This window comes from Rhizobium lentis (genome assembly GCF_014200175.1).
Lineage (GTDB): Bacteria > Pseudomonadota > Alphaproteobacteria > Rhizobiales > Rhizobiaceae > Rhizobium > Rhizobium mulingense.
This window is the reverse complement of sequence record NZ_JACHBD010000010.1, coordinates 234,439-255,129: the sequence shown is the minus strand read 5'-3', so window position 1 is coordinate 255,129 and position 20,691 is coordinate 234,439. Positions and strand designations below refer to the sequence as shown.

Annotated in this window: 22 protein-coding genes and 1 pseudogene; 12 read left to right on the top strand and 11 right to left on the bottom strand. The window is 61.7% G+C overall.

The features are described from left to right. Window positions 1-14: 14 nt before the first annotated feature. The 5 genes from GGI60_RS23130 to coxB form a co-directional block, all read right to left on the bottom strand. Window positions 15-623: a cytochrome c oxidase assembly protein gene (locus GGI60_RS23130; RefSeq protein WP_183918757.1), complete on the bottom strand. Its 609-nt coding sequence runs from the start codon at window positions 621-623 to the stop codon at window positions 15-17. After that, a complete protein-coding gene (locus GGI60_RS23125; protein ID WP_004672998.1) occupies window positions 620-760 on the bottom strand; it encodes a hypothetical protein in 141 nt (46 codons plus the stop codon). Before GGI60_RS23125 ends, GGI60_RS23130 begins: the two co-directional genes overlap by 4 nt. Then, window positions 760-1,710 carry a heme o synthase gene (locus GGI60_RS23120; RefSeq protein ID WP_183918823.1) on the bottom strand — a complete coding sequence of 317 codons (951 nt, stop codon included), beginning with the start codon at window positions 1,708-1,710 and terminating at the stop codon, window positions 760-762. The genes GGI60_RS23125 and GGI60_RS23120 overlap by 1 nt, the downstream gene beginning before the upstream one ends. 66 nt (window positions 1,711-1,776) lie before the next feature. After that, window positions 1,777-3,477 (bottom strand): cytochrome c oxidase subunit I, encoded by a 1,701-nt coding sequence (gene ctaD, locus GGI60_RS23115; RefSeq protein WP_183918756.1) that lies wholly within the window; start codon window positions 3,475-3,477, stop codon window positions 1,777-1,779. Between the two features lie 18 nt (window positions 3,478-3,495). Further along, window positions 3,496-4,380 carry a cytochrome c oxidase subunit II gene (coxB, locus tag GGI60_RS23110; protein WP_183918755.1) on the bottom strand — a complete coding sequence of 295 codons (885 nt, stop codon included), beginning with the start codon at window positions 4,378-4,380 and terminating at the stop codon, window positions 3,496-3,498. 315 nt (window positions 4,381-4,695) lie between these two features. Between coxB and GGI60_RS23105 the strand changes: the two genes are divergently transcribed. The 3 genes from GGI60_RS23105 to GGI60_RS23095 all read left to right on the top strand — a co-directional run bounded on the left by GGI60_RS23105 (window position 4,696) and on the right by GGI60_RS23095 (window position 7,652). Then, window positions 4,696-5,358 carry an invasion associated locus B family protein gene (locus tag GGI60_RS23105; protein WP_183918754.1) on the top strand — a complete coding sequence of 221 codons (663 nt, stop codon included), beginning with the start codon at window positions 4,696-4,698 and terminating at the stop codon, window positions 5,356-5,358. 372 nt (window positions 5,359-5,730) lie between these two features. After that, window positions 5,731-7,146 carry a metalloprotease TldD gene (gene tldD, locus GGI60_RS23100; RefSeq protein ID WP_183918753.1) on the top strand — a complete coding sequence of 472 codons (1,416 nt, stop codon included), beginning with the start codon at window positions 5,731-5,733 and terminating at the stop codon, window positions 7,144-7,146. A gap of 14 nt (window positions 7,147-7,160) precedes the next feature. Then, window positions 7,161-7,652 carry a GNAT family N-acetyltransferase gene (locus tag GGI60_RS23095; protein WP_183918752.1) on the top strand — a complete coding sequence of 164 codons (492 nt, stop codon included), beginning with the start codon at window positions 7,161-7,163 and terminating at the stop codon, window positions 7,650-7,652. Window positions 7,653-7,696: 44 nt separating this feature from the next. On the opposite strand, the gene GGI60_RS23090 is transcribed toward GGI60_RS23095, so the two are convergent. Further along, on the bottom strand, window positions 7,697-8,074 hold the full coding sequence (locus GGI60_RS23090) for an NUDIX hydrolase (RefSeq protein WP_409527275.1): 378 nt from the start codon (window positions 8,072-8,074) through the stop codon (window positions 7,697-7,699). A gap of 405 nt (window positions 8,075-8,479) precedes the next feature. Here GGI60_RS23090 and GGI60_RS23085 point away from each other — a divergent pair, with 405 nt between their 5' ends. Both GGI60_RS23085 and GGI60_RS23080 read left to right on the top strand, forming a co-directional pair. Continuing rightward, window positions 8,480-9,121 (top strand): DUF47 domain-containing protein, encoded by a 642-nt coding sequence (locus GGI60_RS23085; protein ID WP_183918750.1) that lies wholly within the window; start codon window positions 8,480-8,482, stop codon window positions 9,119-9,121. Next, a complete protein-coding gene (locus tag GGI60_RS23080; protein WP_183918749.1) occupies window positions 9,121-10,134 on the top strand; it encodes an inorganic phosphate transporter in 1,014 nt (337 codons plus the stop codon). The genes GGI60_RS23085 and GGI60_RS23080 overlap by 1 nt, the downstream gene beginning before the upstream one ends. Window positions 10,135-10,165: 31 nt before the next feature. On the opposite strand, the gene GGI60_RS23075 is transcribed toward GGI60_RS23080, so the two are convergent. Together GGI60_RS23075 and GGI60_RS23070 are read right to left on the bottom strand one after the other, a co-directional pair. Beyond that, window positions 10,166-10,483, bottom strand: coding sequence for a pyrophosphatase (locus GGI60_RS23075; RefSeq protein ID WP_183918748.1), 318 nt, complete (start codon window positions 10,481-10,483; stop codon window positions 10,166-10,168). Between the two features lie 82 nt (window positions 10,484-10,565). Then, window positions 10,566-11,858 (bottom strand): D-alanyl-D-alanine carboxypeptidase family protein, encoded by a 1,293-nt coding sequence (locus GGI60_RS23070; RefSeq protein WP_183918747.1) that lies wholly within the window; start codon window positions 11,856-11,858, stop codon window positions 10,566-10,568. 215 nt (window positions 11,859-12,073) lie between these two features. Between GGI60_RS23070 and GGI60_RS23065 the strand changes: the two genes are divergently transcribed. Next, entirely contained in the window at window positions 12,074-13,111 is a 1,038-nt protein-coding gene (locus GGI60_RS23065) for a polysaccharide deacetylase family protein (protein WP_183918746.1), read from the top strand. Between the two features lie 4 nt (window positions 13,112-13,115). Here the strand turns inward: GGI60_RS23065 and pdxH are convergent, their stop codons facing one another. Then, entirely contained in the window at window positions 13,116-13,736 is a 621-nt protein-coding gene (gene pdxH / locus GGI60_RS23060) for a pyridoxamine 5'-phosphate oxidase (RefSeq protein ID WP_183918745.1), read from the bottom strand. A 65-nt stretch (window positions 13,737-13,801) separates the two neighbouring features. On the opposite strand from pdxH, the gene GGI60_RS23055 reads away from it, so the two are divergent. The 4 genes from GGI60_RS23055 to GGI60_RS23040 all read left to right on the top strand — a co-directional run bounded on the left by GGI60_RS23055 (window position 13,802) and on the right by GGI60_RS23040 (window position 17,287). After that, a complete protein-coding gene (locus GGI60_RS23055; protein ID WP_183918744.1) occupies window positions 13,802-14,260 on the top strand; it encodes an RT0821/Lpp0805 family surface protein in 459 nt (152 codons plus the stop codon). 282 nt (window positions 14,261-14,542) lie between these two features. Beyond that, window positions 14,543-15,736, top strand: coding sequence for a DnaJ C-terminal domain-containing protein (locus GGI60_RS23050; RefSeq protein ID WP_183918743.1), 1,194 nt, complete (start codon window positions 14,543-14,545; stop codon window positions 15,734-15,736). Between the two features lie 121 nt (window positions 15,737-15,857). Next, window positions 15,858-16,676 carry an enoyl-ACP reductase FabI gene (gene fabI, locus GGI60_RS23045; RefSeq protein WP_085777195.1) on the top strand — a complete coding sequence of 273 codons (819 nt, stop codon included), beginning with the start codon at window positions 15,858-15,860 and terminating at the stop codon, window positions 16,674-16,676. Window positions 16,677-16,696: 20 nt separating this feature from the next. Next, window positions 16,697-17,287, top strand: coding sequence for a histidine phosphatase family protein (locus GGI60_RS23040; protein WP_183918742.1), 591 nt, complete (start codon window positions 16,697-16,699; stop codon window positions 17,285-17,287). Between the two features lie 219 nt (window positions 17,288-17,506). On the opposite strand, the pseudogene GGI60_RS32650 reads toward GGI60_RS23040, so the two are convergent. Beyond that, window positions 17,507-17,670 (bottom strand): annotated as a pseudogene (locus GGI60_RS32650) (DUF1902 domain-containing protein). A 195-nt stretch (window positions 17,671-17,865) separates the two neighbouring features. Further along, window positions 17,866-18,126 carry a DUF1344 domain-containing protein gene (locus GGI60_RS23030; protein WP_003569889.1) on the bottom strand — a complete coding sequence of 87 codons (261 nt, stop codon included), beginning with the start codon at window positions 18,124-18,126 and terminating at the stop codon, window positions 17,866-17,868. 340 nt (window positions 18,127-18,466) lie between these two features. On the opposite strand from GGI60_RS23030, the gene aroC reads away from it, so the two are divergent. Both aroC and ribB read left to right on the top strand, forming a co-directional pair. After that, the gene (aroC, locus tag GGI60_RS23025; protein ID WP_183918741.1) at window positions 18,467-19,564 is read left to right on the top strand and encodes a chorismate synthase; all 1,098 of its coding nucleotides are present in this window, start codon (window positions 18,467-18,469) and stop codon (window positions 19,562-19,564) included. An 8-nt stretch (window positions 19,565-19,572) separates the two neighbouring features. After that, the gene (ribB, locus tag GGI60_RS23020) at window positions 19,573-20,676 is read left to right on the top strand and encodes a 3,4-dihydroxy-2-butanone-4-phosphate synthase (RefSeq protein WP_183918740.1); all 1,104 of its coding nucleotides are present in this window, start codon (window positions 19,573-19,575) and stop codon (window positions 20,674-20,676) included. Window positions 20,677-20,691 lie beyond the last annotated feature (15 nt).

Sequence of the window (20,691 nt, the reverse complement as noted above, 5' to 3'; positions counted from 1 at the left end):
GAAACGAGCCTTGATCAAAGTTTCTTTTCAATCTTCACCGTTCCACCCTCATTCGAAGCGACAGGCTTCGGACCCTCTTTCGGGTAGAACGTATATGACAGCGTCACCGTGTGGATATCCTTCGATTCCACAGCCTTGACGATTTCAGGGTCGATATAGAACACGACCGGCATCTCCAGCTTCTCGCCCGGCTTCAGGTCCGTTTCCGTGAAGCAGAAGCACTGCACCTTGTTGAAATAGGCGCCCGCCTCGCCCGGCGTGACATTGAACACCGCCTGGCCGCGCTGGGTTTCGGTCGACCGGTTCTCGGCGACGAAATTGACCTGGATGGTTTCGCCGATCTTCGGATTGACCTCGCGCTCGACCGGCTTGAAATTCCACTGCAGGCCGGGGGCGACATTGGCGTCGAAGGTGACGCGCATCTTGCGGTCGAGCACGACGCTCGACATCTGCTCGACGCGTTGCGTCGTGCCGTTATAGCCGGTCACCTGACAGAAGATGCGGTAGAGCGGCACGGCGGCATAGCTCATCGCGCCCATGCCGAAGACGAAGCTCAGGCACATCATGACGACGGCGCCGTTGTTGCGGCCCTCCTTCCTGGGTGCGGCGGCTTTTTCGCTCATCCGGCCATTCCCCCGCCGATCTTGACGATCGTGATCGCATAGAAGAGGACGACAAGGCCGGCCAGCACCAGCCCGAGGGCGATGTTGCGGTTGCGGCGCGACTTCATCTGCTTTTCGGTGAGCTTGACCAGATCCATCAGAACCAACCTCCAGCGTGCGAAACCAAGACCGAAGCCAGCCGGTCGATCATCAGGGCTGAAAATACGGCGAAGAGGTAGAAGATCGAGAAGGCGAAGAGCTTCTTTGCCGGGATCATCTTCAGATCGCCGTCCGGCATGCGCCAGACGGCGATGGAACAGTAGATGAAGATCGCGCCGAGAGCGGCGGCGACGAGACCGTAGCCGAAGCTTGCGAAACCGAGGACGGAGGGCAGCACCGCGCAGATGGCGGTCAGCACCGCATAGGCGACGATCTGATGCTTGGTCACCCGCTCGCCGGCGACGTTCGGCAGCATCGGCACGCCGACGGCCTCGTAATCGCGCATCTTGAACAGGGCAAGCGCCCAGAAATGCGCCGGCGTCCACAGGAAGATGATCAGGAAGAGAACGGTGCTCTCGATCGTCACCGAATTCGTGACGCACGCCCAGCCGATCATCGGAGGAAAGGCGCCGGCGGCACCGCCGATGACGATGTTCTGCGGCGTCGAACGCTTCAGCCACATGGTGTAGATGACGGCGTAGAAGAAGATGGTGAAGGCAAGGATGCCGGCCGACAGCCAGTTGACGGCAAGGCCGAGAATGACCACCGAAAAGCCCGACAGCACCAAGCCGAAGGCGAGCGCCTCCGACGGCGCGACGCGGCCGGCCGGAATTGGGCGCTTGGCCGTGCGGCTCATGACGGCGTCGATATCGGCGTCGTACCACATGTTCAGCGCGCCGGAGGCGCCGGCGCCGACGGCGATGCAAAGGATGGCGATCAGGCCGAGGACGGGGTTGATGTGGCCCGGCGCCAGCACCAGGCCGGCAAAGGCGGTGAAGACCACGAGCGACATGACCCGTGGCTTCAAGAGCTCGAAATAATCGCGCGCGCTCGCTTCCGACATTTCGCCGTCCTCTGCAAGCGCCTCGTGATTGTCGATAACCGTCATCATTCCGTCCTGAATTTCCTTACGCCGGACGCCGTATGGAATGCGGCGTCCGGTTTTCCGCACGCTTTACTTGATGCGCGGCAACTGTTCCCACTGGTGATAGGGCGGCGGCGAAGGCAGCTGCCATTCCAGAGTCGTCGCACCCTCGCCCCACGGATTTTCGCCGGCGATGCGCTTCTTGGCGAAGGCTTCGAAGACCGAGACGAGGAAGATCAGCACGCCGAAGGCCGAGATGTAGGAGCCGATCGAGGAAACATAGTTCCAGCCGGCAAAGGCATCCGGATAATCGATGTAGCGGCGCGGCATGCCGGCGAGACCAAGGAAGTGCTGCGGGAAGAACACCAGGTTGACGCCGATGAACATGACCCAGAAATGCAGCTTGCCGAGGAACTCGTTGTACATGTAGCCGGTCATCTTCGGGAACCAGTAGTACCAGCCGGCAAAGATCGCGAAGACGGCGCCGAGCGACAGAACGTAGTGGAAGTGAGCCACGACGTAATAGGTGTCATGCAGCGACCGGTCGAGACCGGCATTGGCAAGCTGGACGCCGGTGACGCCGCCGACCGTGAACAGGAAGATGAAACCGATCGCCCAGAGCATCGGCGTGCGGAACGAGATCGAGCCGCCCCACATCGTCGCGATCCAGGAGAAGATCTTCACGCCCGTCGGCACGGCGATGACCATGGTGGCGAAGACGAAGTAACGCTGCGCATCAAGCGACAGGCCGACCGTGTACATGTGGTGGGCCCAGACGACGAAGCCGACGGCGCCGATTGCGACCATGGCGTAGGCCATGCCCAGGTAGCCGAAGATCGGCTTCTTCGAGAAGGTCGAGATGATGTGGCTGATCATGCCGAAGCCCGGCAGGATGAGAATGTAAACCTCGGGGTGACCGAAGAACCAGAACAGGTGCTGGTAGAGGATCGGATCACCGCCGCCTTCCGGAGAGAAGAAGGAGGTGCCGAAGTTGCGGTCGGTCAGCAGCATGGTGATGCCGCCCGCCAGAACCGGCAGCGACAGCAAGAGCAGGAAGGCGGTGATCAGCACCGACCAGGCAAAGAGCGGCATCTTGTGCAGCGTCATGCCGGGAGCGCGCATGTTGAGGATCGTGGTGATGAAGTTGATCGCACCGAGGATCGACGAGGCGCCGGCAATGTGCAGCGCGAAGATCGCCAGATCCACCGCCGGTCCCGGCGTGCCGCTCGTTGCCAGCGGCGGATACATCGTCCAGCCGCCACCCGTGCCGTAGGCGCCGGCCGGACCTTCGACGAACATCGACAGAAGCAACAGCGCGAAGGCCGGAACGATCAGCCAGAAGGAGATGTTGTTCAGGCGCGGGAAGGCCATGTCGGGGGCGCCGATCATGATCGGCACCATCCAGTTGGCGAAACCGCCGATCATCGCCGGCATGACCATAAAGAAGATCATGATTAGCGCGTGCGCGGTGGTGAACATGTTGAACATCTGCTTGGCGCCGTCGATGGCGGCATCGCCCTCATAGCCGTAGACCATGGAGGCCAGGCCGTGGAAGATCTGGATGCCCGGCTCCTGCAGCTCCATGCGCATGGCCACCGACAGCGCGCCGCCGATGATGCCGGCGATGATCGCGAAGATCAGGTAGAGCGTGCCGATGTCCTTGTGGTTGGTCGAGAACAGCCAGCGATTGACAAAGCTCGGCTTGTGCCCGTGATCATGGTGATCGTGATCATCGTGCGCGTGATCGTGATGGGCGTGAGAATGATCGTCGTGAGCGGAAGGTCCAGCCATTGTCCCGATCCCCTTTGATTACTGTGCTTCGGCGACGTCGACGGCCTTTGCGGGACCATCGGTTGCGGCCATGAGTGTCTTGTAGGCGCCGGGCAGGTCGCTGGCGGCCGCGCTCAGCCACTGCTTGTACTTGTCCTCGGAGACGACGCGGATGGCGATCGGCATAAACGCATGGTCCTTGCCGCAGAGCTCGGAACACTGGCCATAGAACAGGCCTTCGCGCTCGGCCTTGAACCAGGTCTCGTTCAAACGGCCCGGCACGGCGTCGATCTTGATGCCGAAGGACGGCATGGCGAAAGCGTGGATGACGTCGGTGGGTGCCGCGGTCACGAGGACGCGCACCGTCTTGTTGACAGGCAGGACCAGCTCGTTGTCGACGGCCAGAAGCCTGGGATAGATCGACTTATCTTCCTTGCCGGCAGCGGCGCGGTCCTGATCCTTCAGAAGATAGGAATCGAAGGCGAGCGGGCTGTCACCCGAACCTTCATATTCATAGTTCCACTGCCACTGCGTGGCGGTCGCCTTGATCGTCACATCGGGGTTTTCGGGCAGCGTCAGCTGCGCCGTCAGCAGGTTGAAGGAGGGAATGGCGAGAAGGAGCAGCACCAGGACCGGCCCCACGGTCCAGATGACCTCGATCAGCGTGTTGTGGCTCGTCCTCGAAGGCACCGGATTGGCGCTGGCGCGGAACTTGAAGCAGACGACGATGAGCAGGATCAGAACGAAGAGCGTGATCGGAACGATAAACCACAGCGTATATTGTTCGAACCAGTGGATTTCCCGCATGATCGGCGTCGCCGCCGGCTGCAGCGTCGCCTGCCACGGCTTCGGCTGGTCGGCATATGTGCCGGAAGCAAAAAGCAGACAGACCAGCGCGGTCAGAGCTGCATAAGCCTTCTTCATCACCTTATTATCTCCCTCGAGCGCTTGACCTGCAAAACCAACGCAGAATCCTTGCCATCTTCAGCGCTTCAAACCACAGTTTGGCATTTGCCGCAACAGGCCAGAGCAATTGTCTATGCGGCATTTTTGCTTAAAGAGCAGGCAGGCGCGGACGGCAAAACATCCCAAGTTTTTCATCAGCATATGAAAAAACGCCTTTCCGGCCAATCCGGCCGCCGCACATTCTTGTCGAAAGGTCCAATTTCTGCCGCAGTCCCCCGGTTTTCACGGGGTGGGGCTTTTCATTTTCGGTGGGCAGCTTCAACAATAGCCGCAATGATTCGATATCCAGAGGTTTTCATGGGTTTCCGTTCCCTCGCGCAGTCGCTCGTCGTGACTGCCAGCATCGCGGCTGCCACGGCGACGCCCGTTTTCGCACAGCAACCCGCCCCCTCCCCGGCCGCGCCCACCGCGCCAGCCCCGGCCGCCCCTGCCCCCACCCCGCAGCAGCCGAACGCCGCCAGCCCGAAGGTCGAACCGGCGACGCCCGGCCAGACACAGCCGCAGGCGCCGGGCACGGTGAAATCCAATCATGGCGCCTGGTCTGTTGTCTGCGACAAGCCGGCCGGCGCTTCGGCCGAACAATGCGCGCTGATGCAGAACGTCATCGCCGAGGACCGGCCAGAAGTCGGGCTTTCCGTCGTCGTGCTGAAGACGGCCGACCGCAAGTCGAAGATCCTGCGCGTGCTAGCACCGCTCGGCGTGCTCTTGCCGAACGGTCTCGGCCTCAATGTCGACGGCAAGGATATCGGCCGCGCCTATTTCGTGCGCTGCTTCGCCGATGGCTGCTATGCCGAGGTCGTGCTCGAGGACGAGTTGCTGAAGACCTTCCGCAGCGGCGCCCAGGCAACCTTCATCGTCTTTCAGACCCCCGAAGAAGGCATCGGCATCCCCGTCGACCTCAAGGGTTTCGCTGAGGGTTTCGATGCGCTGCCGTAGGGCATGCGAGCGCGGCGCCACTAGGCTCGTCTTCCAACTTCCCTCGCTGCACGTGCTCCAAAGGCTCATCCCACCCTCTGGCTTGACCCGAGTATCCACGCGGCATCCATCAGTGGGCGGGTATGGATCCTCGGCTCAAGGCCGAGGATGACGGAGGATGGGGTGACGTTCCAGTCAAGCTTGACGCTGGCGCGGGGGCGCCCCTGAACGTAAAGCGAAAAACGCAGATATCTCCTTCGCGCGCACTCCCATCTCCTGAAATGAACTTGCCCCACAAGGAATAATTTGGCCGCAGGGCTTCACTCTTTATCAGGTAGAACCCTATCTAGGGAGTAAGCGCATTCCCGAACGCATGCCCATTGGAGCCAGACCATGACCACCGATCTCCTGACGCTTTTCGATGCCGACGACGCCACCATGCGCGGTCTGGTCGCCGAGGCTCTGTCCGGCGCCGATGACGGCGAGCTGTTCATCGAGCATGCGCAGGCCGAAGCGCTGACCTTCGACAATGGCCGGCTGAAGGGTGGCAGCTTCAATACCGAGCAGGGTTTCGGACTGCGTGCCGTTGCCGGTGAAGCGGTCGGCTACGCGCATGCGGGCGATCTTTCCGTCACGGCGCTGAAACGGGCCGCTGATGCCGTCAGTGCGGTGACGCGCGGTTATGCCGGCAGCTATGCCGCAGCACCCCAGCGGACCAACCGCAAGCTTTATACCGACGAAAATCCGATCGGCTCTCCGAGCTTCGAGGAAAAGGTGAAGGTGCTGACCGAGATCGATGCCTATTTGAGGAACAAGAACGATAAGGTACGGCAGGTGACGGCTTCGGTCGCGGCAAGCTGGCAGATGGTCGACATCCTGCGCGCCGACGGCCATCGGGTGCGCGACATCCGCCCGATGACGCGCATCAATATCTCGGTCGTGGTCGGCGAAGGCGATCGGCAGGAAAGCGGCTCCTATGGCCAGGGCGGCCGCATCGGCTTCGGCGATTTCATCGCAACGGGAAGCTGGAAGTTCGGCGCCGACGAGGCGCTGCGCCAGGCGCTCGTCAATCTCGAGGCGATCGATGCGCCGGCCGGCACGATGGATGTCGTTCTCGGCTCCGGCTGGCCGGGCGTGATGCTGCACGAGGCGGTCGGTCACGGGCTGGAAGGCGATTTCAACCGCAAGAAGACGTCAGCCTTTGCCGGCCTTCTCGGCCAGATGGTGGCAGCACCCGGTGTCACCGTCGTCGACGACGGCACGATCGACAACCGCCGCGGCTCGATCACCGTGGACGACGAGGGCACTCCGTCCGGCTACAATGTTCTGATCGAGAACGGCAAGCTCGTCGGCTATATGCAGGATCGGCAGAATGCCAGGCTGATGGGCATGGCGCCCACTGGCAACGGACGCCGCCAGGGTTATGCATATGTGCCGATGCCGCGCATGACCAACACCTACATGCTCGGCGGCGACAAGACGCCTGATGAAATCATCGCCTCGGTGAAGAAGGGCATCTATGCCGTCTCCTTCGGCGGCGGCCAGGTGGATATCACCTCCGGCAAGTTCGTCTTCGGCTGCACCGAGGCATACCTGATCGAGAACGGCAAGGTCGGCGCGCCCATCAAGGGCGCGATGCTGATCGGCAACGGGCCCGATGCGATGAAGCGGGTCACGATGATCGGCAACGACATGAAGCTCGACACCGGCATCGGCAATTGCGGCAAGGGGGGCCAATGGGTTCCGGTCGGCGTCGGTCAGCCGCATCTGCGGATGGATCAGGTGACGGTCGGCGGCACGCAGACCTGAGGCGGGAGGAGCCGATGGCGGAGATCGAAATCAGACCTTTTGCCGTCGGCGACGCCGATGACGTGCTGTCGCTGATCCTGCCGATCCAGCGCGAAGAATTCGGCATCGACATCACCGCCGATGCGCAGCCGGATCTCAGGGTCATCCCGGATTTCTACCAGTCCGGCAAAGGCCACTTCTGGGTCGCCGTCAAGGACGGCGTCATCGTCGGGACCCTGGGCTTGAAGGATATCGGCCACAATCAGGCGGCGCTGCGCAAGATGTTCGTTGCCGCCGAGGTTCGCGGCCGCGAACATGGCGTGGCGGCGCGGCTTCTCGATCACCTGTTTGCCCACGCCAGGGATGCCGGCCTGACCGATATCTTCCTCGGCACAACCGACAAATTCGTCGCCGCCCATCGTTTCTACGAGAAGAACGGCTTTACCGAAATTGCCAAAAGCGCCCTGCCCCGGGCCTTCCCGCTGATGGCGGTGGATAGCAAGTTCTACCGATATAAGGTCGGGTGATGAAACAGAGGATGCGGCTCCGAAAACCGCTCTAGGCTTCGGCATCACGCTTTAGGCGGTTTCATCACCGTTTTTTCAACCTTGCCCAACAAGCTTTTCAGTTCGGGCTCGCGAACGAGAACCGCGGCTTCGAGCGGCGGCAGCCATCGGCTGCTCCGTTGTTTTTCCTCTGGAAATTTCTCGTCTATTTCCCGGGCTTTCAGGAGATGGACCTGAACGACCGAGGGAACGCGCTCACCGTTGGCGCGCGTCTTGATATAGGTATAGAAGCCGAAGGGGCGCTTCTTGGCCTTACCCTTCACACCGGCTTCCTCCCATGCCTCGCGCTCGGCAACCTGATGGGGCGCGAGCTTGGCGATAGGCCAGCCTTTGGGAATGATCCACCGGCCAGTTTCGCGCGATGTGATCAGCAGAACCTCCACCGCGCTGTCTCCGACTTTTCGGTAGCAGATCGCCGCAAACTGCTCGATCGCTTCCCCGCGAAACAGCTGCTCGGTCGCGCCTGCGAGCCGGCCGAGATAGGACCTAGCTTTCTTCGGCATTCGCGTCAGCCACCACTGGTCGGGAATTATTTGTGGCGGACGCCATGTCGATCTCCAGGTCAATGGTGGAATGAAAGCCTGGGCTGTGTCGAGGGACAATGGACCAAGGGTTCGGTGACCGACAATGTTCTTCAACTGTGCTCCTTTTTCAAGGCGCCATTGTCACAAATCTGTCATAAACCGAAATTTGCCCCTATCTCTTCAAAGGGATAGGGTTTAGGACGGCTTCACATAAAAGGGTTGCTCTCATCGTCGATAGCGCAAATCAGGGATCGCGAGGTATTCATGCTGGGTTGGTTTCGAAAGTTGATGCCGCGCGAAGACCGGTTCTTTGTGCTCTTCGAACAACATTCCACGACGATCGTCGAGGCCGCACAGGCTCTGGACAGGTTGCTGTCGGGAATAGAGATCGAACATCAATGCGAGACGATCGTGCGGTTGGAAGACCAGGCCGACGACATTACCCGCGAAGTCATGCTTGCGGTCCGGCGAAGCTTCATCACGCCTTTCGATCGCGGCGACATCAAGGATCTCATCCAATCCATGGATGATGCGATCGACATGATGCACAAGACCGTCAAGACCATCCGGCTTTTTGAGCAGACCAGCTTCGATCCTGGCATGCGGGAGATGGGCAAGACCGTCGTCGAGGCCGCCAATCTCATTGCCGAAGCCATTCCGTTGCTTGATCGCATGACTGCCAATGCGCCGCGGCTGTCCGCCATCGTCGAACAGGTGACGCGCGTGGAAGGCCGATCCGACGAGCTGCATGAGCTAGGGCTCAAGGATCTGTTTCGCAGACATGGCGCCAACAATCCGATGGCCTATATGATCGGCAGCGAGATCTACGGCGAGCTGGAGAAGGTGGTCGACCGTTTCGAGGACGTCGCCAACGAGATCAGCGGCATCGTGATCGAGAATGTCTGATGGATGCCACCCTCGCTCTTCCGCTTCTCGTCGGCCTTATTGGCGTCGCGCTGCTCTTCGATTTTCTCAATGGCCTGCATGATGCGGCCAATTCGATTGCGACAATCGTATCGACGCGGGTTCTGAGGCCGCAATATGCGGTCTTCTGGGCGGCGTTCTTCAATTTCATCGCCTTCCTGTTCTTCGGGCTGCATGTGGCCGAGACGCTCGGCACCGGCATCATCGATCCGGCGATCGTCACGCCGCAGGTGATTTTCGCCGCCCTGATCGGCGCCATCGCCTGGAATGTCTTGACCTGGATATTCGGCATTCCCTCCAGTTCCTCCCATGCGCTTGTCGGCGGCCTGGTCGGCGCGGGCCTTGCCAAGACCGGATTGAGTTCGATTGTCTGGAGCGGCCTCCTCAAGACCGCTGCCGCAATCGTCATGTCGCCGATGATCGGCTTTCTTCTCGCCCTGTTCCTCATCCTGGCGGTGACCTGGACCTTCATCCGGCAGACACCTTTTGCGGTCGATCGGTCCTTCCGTTTCCTGCAATTCGTGTCGGCGTCGCTCTATTCGCTTGGTCATGGCGGCAATGACGCACAGAAGACCATGGGCATTATTGCCGTGCTTCTCTATTCGCAGGGCTACCTCGGCGGCAGTTTCCACGTGCCGCTCTGGGTGGTGATTTCGTGCCAGGCGGCCATGGCGCTCGGCACGCTCTTCGGCGGCTGGCGCATCGTGCATACGATGGGTTCGAAGATCACCAGGCTGAACCCGATGCAAGGCTTCTGCGCCGAAACGGGCGGCGCCTTGACGCTCTTCGGCGCCACCTGGCTCGGCATTCCCGTTTCGACCACTCACACCATTACCGGGGCCATCATCGGCGTCGGCGCCGCACGGCGCGTCTCCGCGGTCCGGTGGGGCCTTGCCGGCAATATCGTGGTCGCATGGGTTGTCACGCTGCCGGCTGCGGCGATGATTTCGGCGCTTTCGTTCTGGCTCGTGATCGGAGTGAACAAGATCTTCTAACGTCGATGCCGTCCGGCAGAAACTGCAATTCTTAGGTGTTCGCCGTCTGCATCGGCTGAAACCGCCACTTGCGTTCGATCGCCGCGGCAAGATCGATATCGTTGCGGCGGGCAAACAGCAGCAAGTGGCCGAGCAGGTCGGCGGTCTCGTCGGCCAGATCGCGCCGCATTTCCTCGGGCGAACGGCCTTTGGCACGGCCCCGGCCGGTCAGCCGGTTCCACGCCTGTGTCAGCTCGCCCATTTCTTCCTGCAGCTTCAGGAGGAACCAGTCGGCATCGCGTTCGATGCCGTTGGCGGCGACATGGGCGGCGGACGAGGTTTCGAACTGTTCGGCAAGACGACGCAACATCGGCGTTCTCCTTTTGTTTATGGAAGAGACGCTGATTCCCGCTGCTTGTCCAGAGGGGATTGCCTTGAGTGCCAGGTAACGATCAGCCGTGGTCTGGCAACAGCATGCAGTCGTAGGAGCGCTGCTTCAGCGCGTCGCAGGCCGAAACGGCGGCATCCTTGCTGGCGAAGCCGACGAAGCGGGCGCGATAGATCTTGTTGGCGCCCGTCCCGACCGCCTCGGTATAGGGCGAAGCGGAAACGAGCGGCGCGCCGCCTTCCGATTGCGCCTGGGCGAGAAGCGCACGCGCCGCATCGGCGCTCGGCGCGGCCGAAATCTGGATCTGCCAGGTTCCATCGGCTTTTTCGGCCGATGGCTTGACCGTCTTGCCGGCAGCGAGGATTTCGTCCATCGCGGCCGGACGCTCCAACGGCACGACCGCATCGTCGGCATAGGCCAGACTGTTGGCCCCGAGGCCGTTCGGCGCGGCATCGCCGGCCGAGCGCGGCGCGTTGAGCGGCACCGGAACATCGGACGCATCGGCGGCGGAAGCGACTTCGACGGCCTCCTTGGCGCCGACGCTCGCCATCAGCCTGGCGCCGCCGGAGGCACGGCCGAGATAGCGATCGAGCAGCGCCGCCATCTTGGCGTCGCGGCTGCGGGCGGTGCGGCCGCCGAGCACGACGCCGACGACACGGCGGTTGCCGTCCTTGACGGCGCTGACGAGATTGAAGCCAGAGGCATTGGTATAACCCGTCTTGATGCCGTCCATGCCCTGGTAGCGGTACATGAGATTGTTGTGGCCGCGCACGGTCTTGCCGCGGAAATTGAAGCTCGCCATCGAAAACAGGCGGTATTCATTGGGATAATGCTTCATCAGCGCCACGCCGAGCGTCGACATGTCGCGCGCCGTCGTCACCTGGCTGCTGTTCGGCAGGCCGGATGCGTTAACGAAGACGGTGCGGCTCATGCCGAGCTGGCGGGCTTTTGCCGTCATCATCCGCGCAAAACCGCTCTCCGAGCCGCCGAGCGTCTCGGCCATCGCGGCGGCAGCATCGTTGGCGGATTTGACGATCATGCCATAGACCGCCTCGCGCACCGTGATGGTGCCGCCCGCCTTGACGCCGAGCTTGGTCGGCGGCCGGGCGGCAGCATATTTCGACATTTTGATCGGCGTATCCCAGGCGATCCTGCCGCGTTTCAGCGCCTCGAAGGTGAGATAAAGCGTCATCATCTTCGTCAGCGAGGCGGGGTGGTTCAGCGTATCGGCGTTTTCGGCGGCAAGGACCTTGCCGGTGCGGGCATCGAGGATCAGCGAAGCGTTGCCGGCAAGAGCCGCAAGCGGCGCCGAGACGGCCAGCGTTACGGTCAAAACAGCCGCCAATAGCTTTCTCATGGAATCCCCCTGATGCGCTGGCTCTTGATGGGCCGGCCCTGTGTCGTAATGTGACAGAAGCCGCAAGTTTGTCGCGACTTTGCGGCAACGCCTACCATTTTTCTAGTCTTTTCATCGCCTTGGTTAACAAAAAACCAAAGAAGCTGTGCGAAATCGTGATTCAGCAAGGCTTAAGCCGCTGTTGCTAGTTTGTCGCAAAAGGCAATGGGCGGCGCATGAGGGGACAATTGAAGCAACTGGCAAAACGCGCGGCGATCGGCGCCGGGCTCGAGGCATCCTGGCTGCTCGCGGCGGCCGGGTTGATGCGCCAGGCGCGCGGGAGCGGCGTCGTCTTCACGCTGCATCACGTCCGCCCGCATGTGACCCAGCCTTTCGCGCCGAATGCGCATCTCGAAATCACCCCTGACTTTCTCGACGCGGCGCTCAGGCGGCTGGCGCGGGAGGGCTATCGTTTCGTGCCGCTCGATCGGATGCCGGCGCTGTTGGCGGAGCCGGAGGGCGGCAGGCCGTTTGCGGCCTTCACGCTCGACGACGGTTACCGCAACAATCTGGAGCATGCGCTGCCGGTGTTCGAACGGCACCAGGCGCCGTTCACGGTTTTCGTCAGCCAGGGTTTTGCCGAGGGCTCCCACAGCATCTGGTGGGAGACGCTCGCTGTTCTCCTGCGCCAAGCAACTGAAATCCGGTTCGATTTCGGCCGCGGCAGCGAGCGGCTGGCGCTCGAAAGCCCGCGGCAACAATGGGACGCCTTCGACCGCTTTGCCGCTTACATCCACCGTTCCGACGAGGCACGCGCCGTCGCCGCCATCGACAGCCTGGCGCGGGAAAACGGCCTCGAGCCGGTGAATATCGTGCGCGAGCTGGTCATGGGGCCGGGTGAGCTGCAATGGCTTGCCAGACATCCGCTCGCCGCACTCGGGGCGCACACGATCAGCCACCGCGCCCTTGCCCGCCTGCCAGCAGCCGAAGCGCGGATAGAGATGCAGGTTTCGGCCGATTATGTCGAGGGGCTGACTGGCATCCGCCCCGATACGATCGCCTATCCCTACGGCACGCCGCAGGCTGCCACCGCCCGTGAGGCGCGGATTGCCTGCGATCTCGGCTTTTCGGTCGCCGTCACCACGCAGCCCGGGCTGCCGGCAGCCGCCAGCACCGCCTATTTGCCGCGCATGTCGCTGAACGGCTTCTACCAAAAGCGACGCTACGTCTCAGCCCTTGCTTCCGGCATACCGCTGAAGCTGATGGGCAGGTAAATCGTCACGGATACATCCGCACCTTTTCCCACGCGCCTTCCGGCGACGGCCGGCGAAATTCGATACGGTCATGCAGACGGAATTTCTGGTCCTTCCAGAATTCGATCGAGGTCGGCCGGATGCGAAAGCCCGACCAGTGGGCGGGGCGTGGAATTTCGCCGAGGGCGTAGCGCGCCGTATATTCGGCCACCGCCTTCTCCAGCGCGAATCGGCTTTCGAGCGGGCGGGACTGTTTGGAAGCCCAGGCGCCGATGCGGCTGCCGCGCGCCCGCGTTTGGAAATAGGCGTCGGCTTCGGCGTCACTCACAATCTCGACAGGGCCGCGCAGCCGCACTTGGCGGCGCAGGCTTTTCCAGTGGAAACACATGGCGGCTTTCCTCTGCCCCAAGATTTCGAGACCTTTCCGGCTCTCGAAATTGGTGTAGAAGACGAAACCGTCGTCATCGAATCCCTTCAGGAGAACCATGCGGACATTGGGAAGACCATCCTCGTCGACCGTCGCCAGCGCCACGGCATTCGGGTCGTTCGGTTCGGAGGCCTCCGCCTCCTTCAGCCATTCGGCAAAGAGCTTGAAGGGCTCGCCACTTTCGGTAAAGTCACCGCTTGTTAACTCGTTTGCCGACATATTGGTTCAAATGCCCCGGATTGTTCAAAATTCGCCCAGCTTTTCATAACTGGACAGGATGCAGGGTGGAAGTCATAGCAAAGTCATATCGCCATACAAAGGGTCTGCGGCAACGCAGCTGCGCCTTCCTGGTCATCGGCGCTGCAATGCTGTCGCTCTCCGGTTGCGTTGGCGGCGGCATGGATTTCTTGAGCGAAGCCAAGGTCGACCGGTCGGTGGCAACAGGCACGGTGCCGCAGACGCCGCCGAGCACCGACACGCTGTCTGACGAGATGACGGTGCGCAACGCCGTGACTTCGGCCGATGTGAACAAGCTCGAAGGCCAGCCGCTTCCCTGGGCGAATGCATCGACCGGCAGCGCCGGCGTTATCGATACGATCGTCGAAAACAATGAGGCGGGCCAGGTCTGCCGGCAGTTCCGCACGACACGGCACTCGTATGTCGGCATCGCCAAATTCTACGGCAAGACCTGCCTTGTCGGCGGCGGCAACTGGCAGCTCCTGAGCTTCCAACCGGAGAGCTGATCCGGCGGGAAAGTTGACGCTAATCCGGCGCGCCGACAGGTTAATGGCCGCCGGCTTTCCACCCAATGCTTAGCAAAGAGCTAACCATTTCCGGCAAAACACTCCCAATCCCTTCACAGAAATAAGAAGTGGTTAGCAACTCGGCCGCACGATCGGCGTTGAGAGTGGCTCTGCTTGCCTTTGCGGCCGGTGGCGCCTCACGGCGTTGATATTGGACTTTGATATTGGGCGGGGATGCCGGGCAAGGACAGGCGCCCGCATCGCAACACCGGCGGTTTTGACATGCGCGATCCTTACAAAATTCTGGGCGTCAAGCGCGACGCGGCGGCGGACGAGATCAAGGCAGCCTGGCGCAACATGGCGAAGGCCGCGCATCCCGATCACAACCAGGATGATCCGACGGCGACCGCCCGGTTCGCCGAGATCGGCCGTGCCTATGAAACGTTAAGAGATCCGCGCAAGCGCAGCCTGTTCGACAATGCCATGCGGATGGCGGAGGCCAAGAAGCAGGAACAGACGATCATGCAGCAGCGCCAGGCCGCGCGTGAGGCTGCAGCCCGCGCCAAGGCGGCCCAGGCAAATGCCGAGCGGGTGATGGAAGAGCTTGCCCGGGCGGCCCAGAAGACCGCGGCCGAAGGCTCCAAGCAGCACGCCGCTGCTGCCGAAGGCGCCGAAGAGATGGTCGAACGCATTTTTGGCGCGCAGACACGCGCTGCGGCGGGCGGCCGGGCGCAGGGCCGCCCGCATCAAGCCCAGAATCAGCAAACCCAATATCAGCAGACTCATAATCAGCAGATGCAGGGCCAGACGCAGGCCGAAGCGGGCAAGCGGGCCGATGGCGACGCCGCCGAAGCCGAGGAGGAAACCGGCGAGGCGTCAAACAATGCCGGCGTCAACCTGCCACTGCCGCTCAGCATTCTGACATCGCTGGTGCGCCGTTTCACCGGCGCCAAGGATGCCGGCCTCGAAAAGGCGCCTGACGAGGTGACGACGGCGACGGTGACGATCGACGACGTGCTGAAGAGCGGCTGGATCACCGCGTCGCTGCCGGAGGGTCGCGAAATCGGCTTCGCCTTGCCGGCGGGCACGACGGATGGTCACGAGATCCGGCTCAAGGGACAGGGCTTCAAGCTGCCGGGCATGCAGCGCGGCGATGCCGTCGTCAATATCCGCATCGCCCCCGATCCGCGCTTCACCGTCGACGGTTTCGACCTGCACGCCGTGCTGCCGCTCAGCATCGAAAACGCCGTGCTCGGCACCGAGGCGCGCATCGATGGACCGGCCGGGCCGCTTAATATCACCGTTCCCGCATGGTCGGGCTCGGACAAGACGATCCGGATTTCCGGCCAGGGATTGCCGCGGGAAGACGGCAGCAGAGGCGATCTCGTCGTCGAATTGCGCATTATTCTGTGGGAAAAACCCGACGACAAGATCACCGATCTCATGCGCAGCATGCGTGAAGGCCTGTTTTTGTGAAATTTTTACGACATTCGCACCCTTTGTTACGATCCCTAACAGTTGATGATCCAGGCCAAGCTTGAACCGATTAACGGCCTATGCCATAGGCAGGATCGATCAGAATCCTAGGGAGCGAAATATGGCTCAAGCATCCGGCCTCATGGCAGGCAAACGCGGCGTCATCATGGGTGTCGCCAACAATCGTTCGATTGCGTGGGGTATTGCCAAGGCCATTCATGCGCAGGGCGGAGAAGTTGCGCTCACCTATCAGGGCGATGCGCTGAAGAAGCGTGTCGAGCCGCTCGCCGCCGAAATCGAAGCGACGCTCGTCGGCCATTGCGACGTCGCCGACGAAGCCACCATCGACGCGGTTTTCGAGAATGTCGAAAGACTGTGGGGCAAGATCGATTTTCTCGTGCATGCGATCGGCTTTTCCGACAAGGACGAGTTGACCGGCCGCTACATCGACACCTCGCCCGACAATTTCAATAAGACGATGCAGATCTCCGTCTATTCCTTCACCTCGGTCGCACGCCGCGCCGAGAAGCTGATGACGGAAGGCGGCTCGATGCTGACGCTGACCTATTACGGCGCCGAGAAGGTGATGCCGAATTATAATGTCATGGGTGTCGCCAAGGCCGCCCTCGAAGCCAGCGTCAAATATCTCGCCGTCGACCTCGGGCCGCAGAACATCCGCGTCAACGCCGTTTCGGCCGGACCGATCAAGACGCTCGCCGCCTCCGGCATCGGCGATTTCCGCTATATTCTGAAGTGGAACGAATATAACGCCCCGCTGCGGCGCACCGTCACCATCGAGGAAGTCGGCGATGTCGGCCTCTATCTCCTGTCCGACCTTTCGCGCTCGGTCACCGGCGAAGTGCACCATGCCGACAGCGGTTATCATGTCATCGGCATGAAGGCCGTCGACGCGCCGGATATTTCGGTCGTCAAGGACTAAATGCCTCCGGAGTCTGGACCGTGCTTATCTATGTGATCAGACACGGTCAGACGGACTGGAACGCCGAGCGCCGCCTGCAGGGCCAGAAGGACATTCCGATGAACGCCATCGGCCTGGAACAGGCCCGGCGGAACGGCATTGCGCTGGCGGAAATTCTTGGCGAAACGGTGGGCGAATTCGATTTTGTCGCCAGCCCGCTCGGGCGCACGCGCGCGACCATGGAAATCATGCGCGCCGCCATGGGGCTGCCGCCGCTTGCCTATCGCACCGATCCGAGGCTGGTGGAGATTTCCTTCGGCGATTGGGAGGGCTCGACGCTCAAGGAGTTGAAGGCGACGCAGCGCGAGCGGGTGGCGGAACGCAATGCCTCGAAATGGGATTTCATCCCACCCGGCGACGACGCGGAAAGCTATGAGATCCTCTCCTGGCGCACCGGCTCATGGTTGCGCTCCGTCGATCGCCCGACCGTCTGCGTCACCCATGGCGGCGTCATCCGCACGCTTTTCCAGATGGTCGCCGACCTGCCGAAAAGCAGCGCGGCGGAAGGCGGGATCCCGCAGGACCAGATCGTCAGGATCGACACCAAGGAGCGGACGATCGTCTGGCTGTAGGCGTCGTTACTACGTCTCGATCAGAATGCCTTCGGAAATCCGGCCTGTTTCAGCGTTTCATTGGCTGTAGGGCGAGATTTTACGCCATGATCGACGGTGAAGTGGCGGTTGGAAATCGGGCTCTACCAGATTTCTTGATCGCCCTTCCCCGGTCGCACGTATTCGCAGCCACCTTTCAACGGCAACTCCTTAAGTTTGCGGAGATAGCCGGCCATGCGCTCAGTAAGTTGGATTAGGAATGCGAACGCTGTTCGGCTGATATGAACGGGGATTTCCGGCGGGCTCGAGGTGAAGCCGTTCAATTCGAAAAGATCGGTGATCGCTGCGACAACCTTCGGCTTGAGTGCTTCGAGCGTATCAGCCTCGACGGCCAGCCCCTCGATATCATTGCTGCTGGCAACCCAAACGCCTGCCTCTTCATCTCAATCCGCGCGCACTATGATCGAGGCGCGCTTCATAGACCATTCTCCATAACGGACACGAGTGTTCCCCACGGCTGGCATCCATCGCCGCGTCATAGTGTACATATGTAACTGAATGAAAGTGAATGTTATACGCCGATCTCGGCGTATGGTCGCTTACTTGACGATATCGAGATCGTTGATGACGCGCTTGCCGTCGACTTCGGTGTAGAAGACGATCACTTTGACGCCGGCTTCGAGGCCGTCGAAATTGAATTCCTCCGGCGCCTGATAGGTCTTGCCATCGTCAAGCGTCAGCACGAGATTGGCCGTGTCGACCTTCTTGATCGTCGCCTCGACGTCGGCGCTCTCGGCAAAGCCGCTCATCGGCGACAGGAAACTTGCTGTGGCCAAAAGCGTGGCGACGACGAAACGCATGGCAACAATCCTTTTGAAACGCTGCACGAGAACACTGGCCACAGATAAGCTCCTGAATATGGCGAAAATTGCCCGTAAGAATGGCTTTTCCCGCCCAATTGATGAATAGGATTTTAAATATAATCAAGATGCCGCGTTAATCATGGCGCCTCCCGCGGCGTCTACCTCCGCCGTCGTGGCGGCTACCCTTTCCCGAGCCCGGAAACAGGATTTCCGCAGCTGCCGGTTTCGCGCAAAGAAAGGCTTTTGCCTCGGCGGCTTTTTGGCCTATGAGTGACGCGCCTTTTCAAGCAATGGCGCGGCCGGCGGCGACCGGCCCTGGCGCCGCCCGTGGGAACACATGTCGCACAATACATTCGGTCACCTCTTCCGCGTAACCACCTGGGGCGAAAGCCATGGTCCGGCGCTCGGCTGCGTCGTCGACGGCTGCCCTCCTGGCCTGCGTTTCAAGCTCGCCGATCTCCAGGTCTGGCTCGACAAGCGCAAGCCCGGACAATCCCGTTTCGTCACGCAGCGGCGCGAGGACGACCTGGTGAAGGTGTTGTCAGGCGTCATGCTGGATGTCGACGGCGAGACCATGACGACGACAGGCACGCCGATCTCGATGCTGATCGAAAACACCGACCAGCGTTCCAAGGATTATGGCGAGATCGCCCGGCAATACCGCCCCGGCCACGCCGATTATACCTATGATCTCAAATATGGCATCCGTGACTACCGCGGCGGCGGCCGTTCCTCGGCACGCGAGACCGCAGCCAGGGTTGCGGCCGGCGGCATTGCCCGCCTCGTCGTTCCCGGTGTGACCGTGCGCGGGGCCTTGGTGCAGATCGGCAAACACAAGATCGACCGCCGCAACTGGGATTGGGAGCAGGTCGGGCAGAACCCGTTCTTCTCGCCGGACGCGGCGATCGTGCCGGTCTGGGAGGAATATCTGGACGGCATCCGCAAGGCCGGCTCCTCGATCGGCGCAGTCGTCGAAGTGATCGCGGAGGGCGTGCCCGCCGGCCTTGGCGCCCCGATCTATGCCAAGCTCGACCAGGATATCGCCTCGCTGCTGATGTCGATCAACGCCGTCAAGGGTGTCGAGATCGGCAACGGCTTTGCCGCCGCCGAAACATCGGGCGAAGACAATGCCGACGAGATGCGCATGGGCAATGACGGCACGCCGATCTTTCTTTCCAACAATGCCGGCGGTATTCTCGGCGGGATCTCGACCGGGCAGCCGGTTGTGGCGCGTTTCGCCGTCAAGCCGACCTCGTCGATCCTGACCGAACGCCAGTCGATCGATGCCGAAGGCAAGAATGTCGATGTCCGCACCAAGGGCCGGCACGACCCCTGCGTCGGCATCCGAGCCGTGCCGATCGGCGAGGCGATGGTCGCCTGCGCCGTCGCAGATCATTATCTTCGCGACCGCGGCCAGACCGGCCGGCTGAAATAGGAGCGTCCATGTCTTACGATCAGAAACGCGTCGTCGACGCCATCAGGGCCTTCGAGGCCGGCGAAATCGTCGTCGTCATGGACGACAATGACCGCGAGAACGAGGGCGACCTGATCGTCGCCGCCGTCCACACCACGCCGGAGAAGATGGCCTTCATCGTGCGCCACACATCCGGCATCGTCTGTGCGCCGATGCCGAAGGAAGAGGCCAAGCGCCTCAACCTCAACGCCATGGTGGCGGAAAACGACTCGGCCCATACGACCGCCTTTACCGTCTCCGTCGATTTCAAGCACGGCACGACGACCGGCATTTCCGCCGACGACCGGACGCTGACGGTGCGCAACCTCGCCAATCCGAATGTCGGGGCCGCCGATTTCGTCCGGCCCGGCCATATCTTCCCGCTGGTTTCGCGCGAAGGCGGCGTGCTGATGCGCTCGGGCCATACGGAAGCCGCCGTCGATCTCTGCAAGCTTGCCGGCCTGCCGCCGATCGGCGTCATCTCCGAACTCGTCAATGATGACGGCACCGTCACCCGCGGGCCGCAGGTTGTCGAATTCGCCGAAAAGCACGGGCTGAAGCTCGTCTCCGTCGCCGACCTCATCGCTTATCGCCAGCGCAAGGAAACGTTGGTCGAGCACGGCACGAGCTTCGACATCGACACGCCCTTCGGCAAGGCCAAGGCGCATACCTATTCCCTGCCCTGGGACCCGATGCAGCATCTCGCCGTTGTCTTCGGCGACATCCGCGACGGCGTCGACATCCCGGTGCGCCTGCATCCGGAGAGTGTCGCGGAAGATCTCTTCGGCAAGAACAGCCCGGTCGATTTCTACATGGAGAAGATTGCCGCCGAAGGGCGCGGCATCATCGTCTATCTGCGCGAGGGCTCCGTCGGCGTCGGACATTACGACAATGGGCGCAAGGCCCGCAACCAGGGCCGCGAAGCCCATGCCGAGGCGCAGAGCCGCGAAAGCGAATGGCTGGAAATCGGCCTCGGCGCCCAGATCCTCAAAGACCTCGGCGTCAGCTCGATCAAGCTGCTCACCAGCCGCGAGCGCCACTACGTCGGCCTGGAAGGTTTTGGCATCAAGATCAGCAAGACGGAGATTTGCTGAGGTCTCTCCTTCCTT

Bases quoted from the DNA above. Each gene is read 5' to 3' on its own strand.
- tldD (WP_183918753.1), top strand. From the start codon at position 5,731: ATGACCACCGATCTCCTGACGCTTTTCGATGCCGACGACGCCACCATG.
- GGI60_RS23130 (WP_183918757.1), bottom strand. From the start codon at position 623: ATGAGCGAAAAAGCCGCCGCACCCAGGAAGGAGGGCCGCAACAACGGC.
- fabI (WP_085777195.1), top strand. From the start codon at position 15,858: ATGGCTCAAGCATCCGGCCTCATGGCAGGCAAACGCGGCGTCATCATG.
- coxB (WP_183918755.1), bottom strand. From the start codon at position 4,380: ATGAAGAAGGCTTATGCAGCTCTGACCGCGCTGGTCTGTCTGCTTTTT.
- GGI60_RS23080 (WP_183918749.1), top strand. From the start codon at position 9,121: ATGGATGCCACCCTCGCTCTTCCGCTTCTCGTCGGCCTTATTGGCGTC.
- GGI60_RS23125 (WP_004672998.1), bottom strand. From the start codon at position 760: ATGGATCTGGTCAAGCTCACCGAAAAGCAGATGAAGTCGCGCCGCAAC.
- GGI60_RS23120 (WP_183918823.1), bottom strand. From the start codon at position 1,710: ATGACGGTTATCGACAATCACGAGGCGCTTGCAGAGGACGGCGAAATG.
- aroC (WP_183918741.1), top strand. From the start codon at position 18,467: ATGTCGCACAATACATTCGGTCACCTCTTCCGCGTAACCACCTGGGGC.
- ribB (WP_183918740.1), top strand. From the start codon at position 19,573: ATGTCTTACGATCAGAAACGCGTCGTCGACGCCATCAGGGCCTTCGAG.
- GGI60_RS23085 (WP_183918750.1), top strand. From the start codon at position 8,480: ATGCTGGGTTGGTTTCGAAAGTTGATGCCGCGCGAAGACCGGTTCTTT.
- GGI60_RS23070 (WP_183918747.1), bottom strand. From the start codon at position 11,858: ATGAGAAAGCTATTGGCGGCTGTTTTGACCGTAACGCTGGCCGTCTCG.
- pdxH (WP_183918745.1), bottom strand. From the start codon at position 13,736: ATGTCGGCAAACGAGTTAACAAGCGGTGACTTTACCGAAAGTGGCGAG.
- GGI60_RS23105 (WP_183918754.1), top strand. From the start codon at position 4,696: ATGATTCGATATCCAGAGGTTTTCATGGGTTTCCGTTCCCTCGCGCAG.
- ctaD (WP_183918756.1), bottom strand. From the start codon at position 3,477: ATGGCTGGACCTTCCGCTCACGACGATCATTCTCACGCCCATCACGAT.
- GGI60_RS23095 (WP_183918752.1), top strand. From the start codon at position 7,161: ATGGCGGAGATCGAAATCAGACCTTTTGCCGTCGGCGACGCCGATGAC.
- GGI60_RS23065 (WP_183918746.1), top strand. From the start codon at position 12,074: ATGAGGGGACAATTGAAGCAACTGGCAAAACGCGCGGCGATCGGCGCC.
- GGI60_RS23050 (WP_183918743.1), top strand. From the start codon at position 14,543: ATGCGCGATCCTTACAAAATTCTGGGCGTCAAGCGCGACGCGGCGGCG.
- GGI60_RS23075 (WP_183918748.1), bottom strand. From the start codon at position 10,483: ATGTTGCGTCGTCTTGCCGAACAGTTCGAAACCTCGTCCGCCGCCCAT.
- GGI60_RS23030 (WP_003569889.1), bottom strand. From the start codon at position 18,126: ATGCGTTTCGTCGTCGCCACGCTTTTGGCCACAGCAAGTTTCCTGTCG.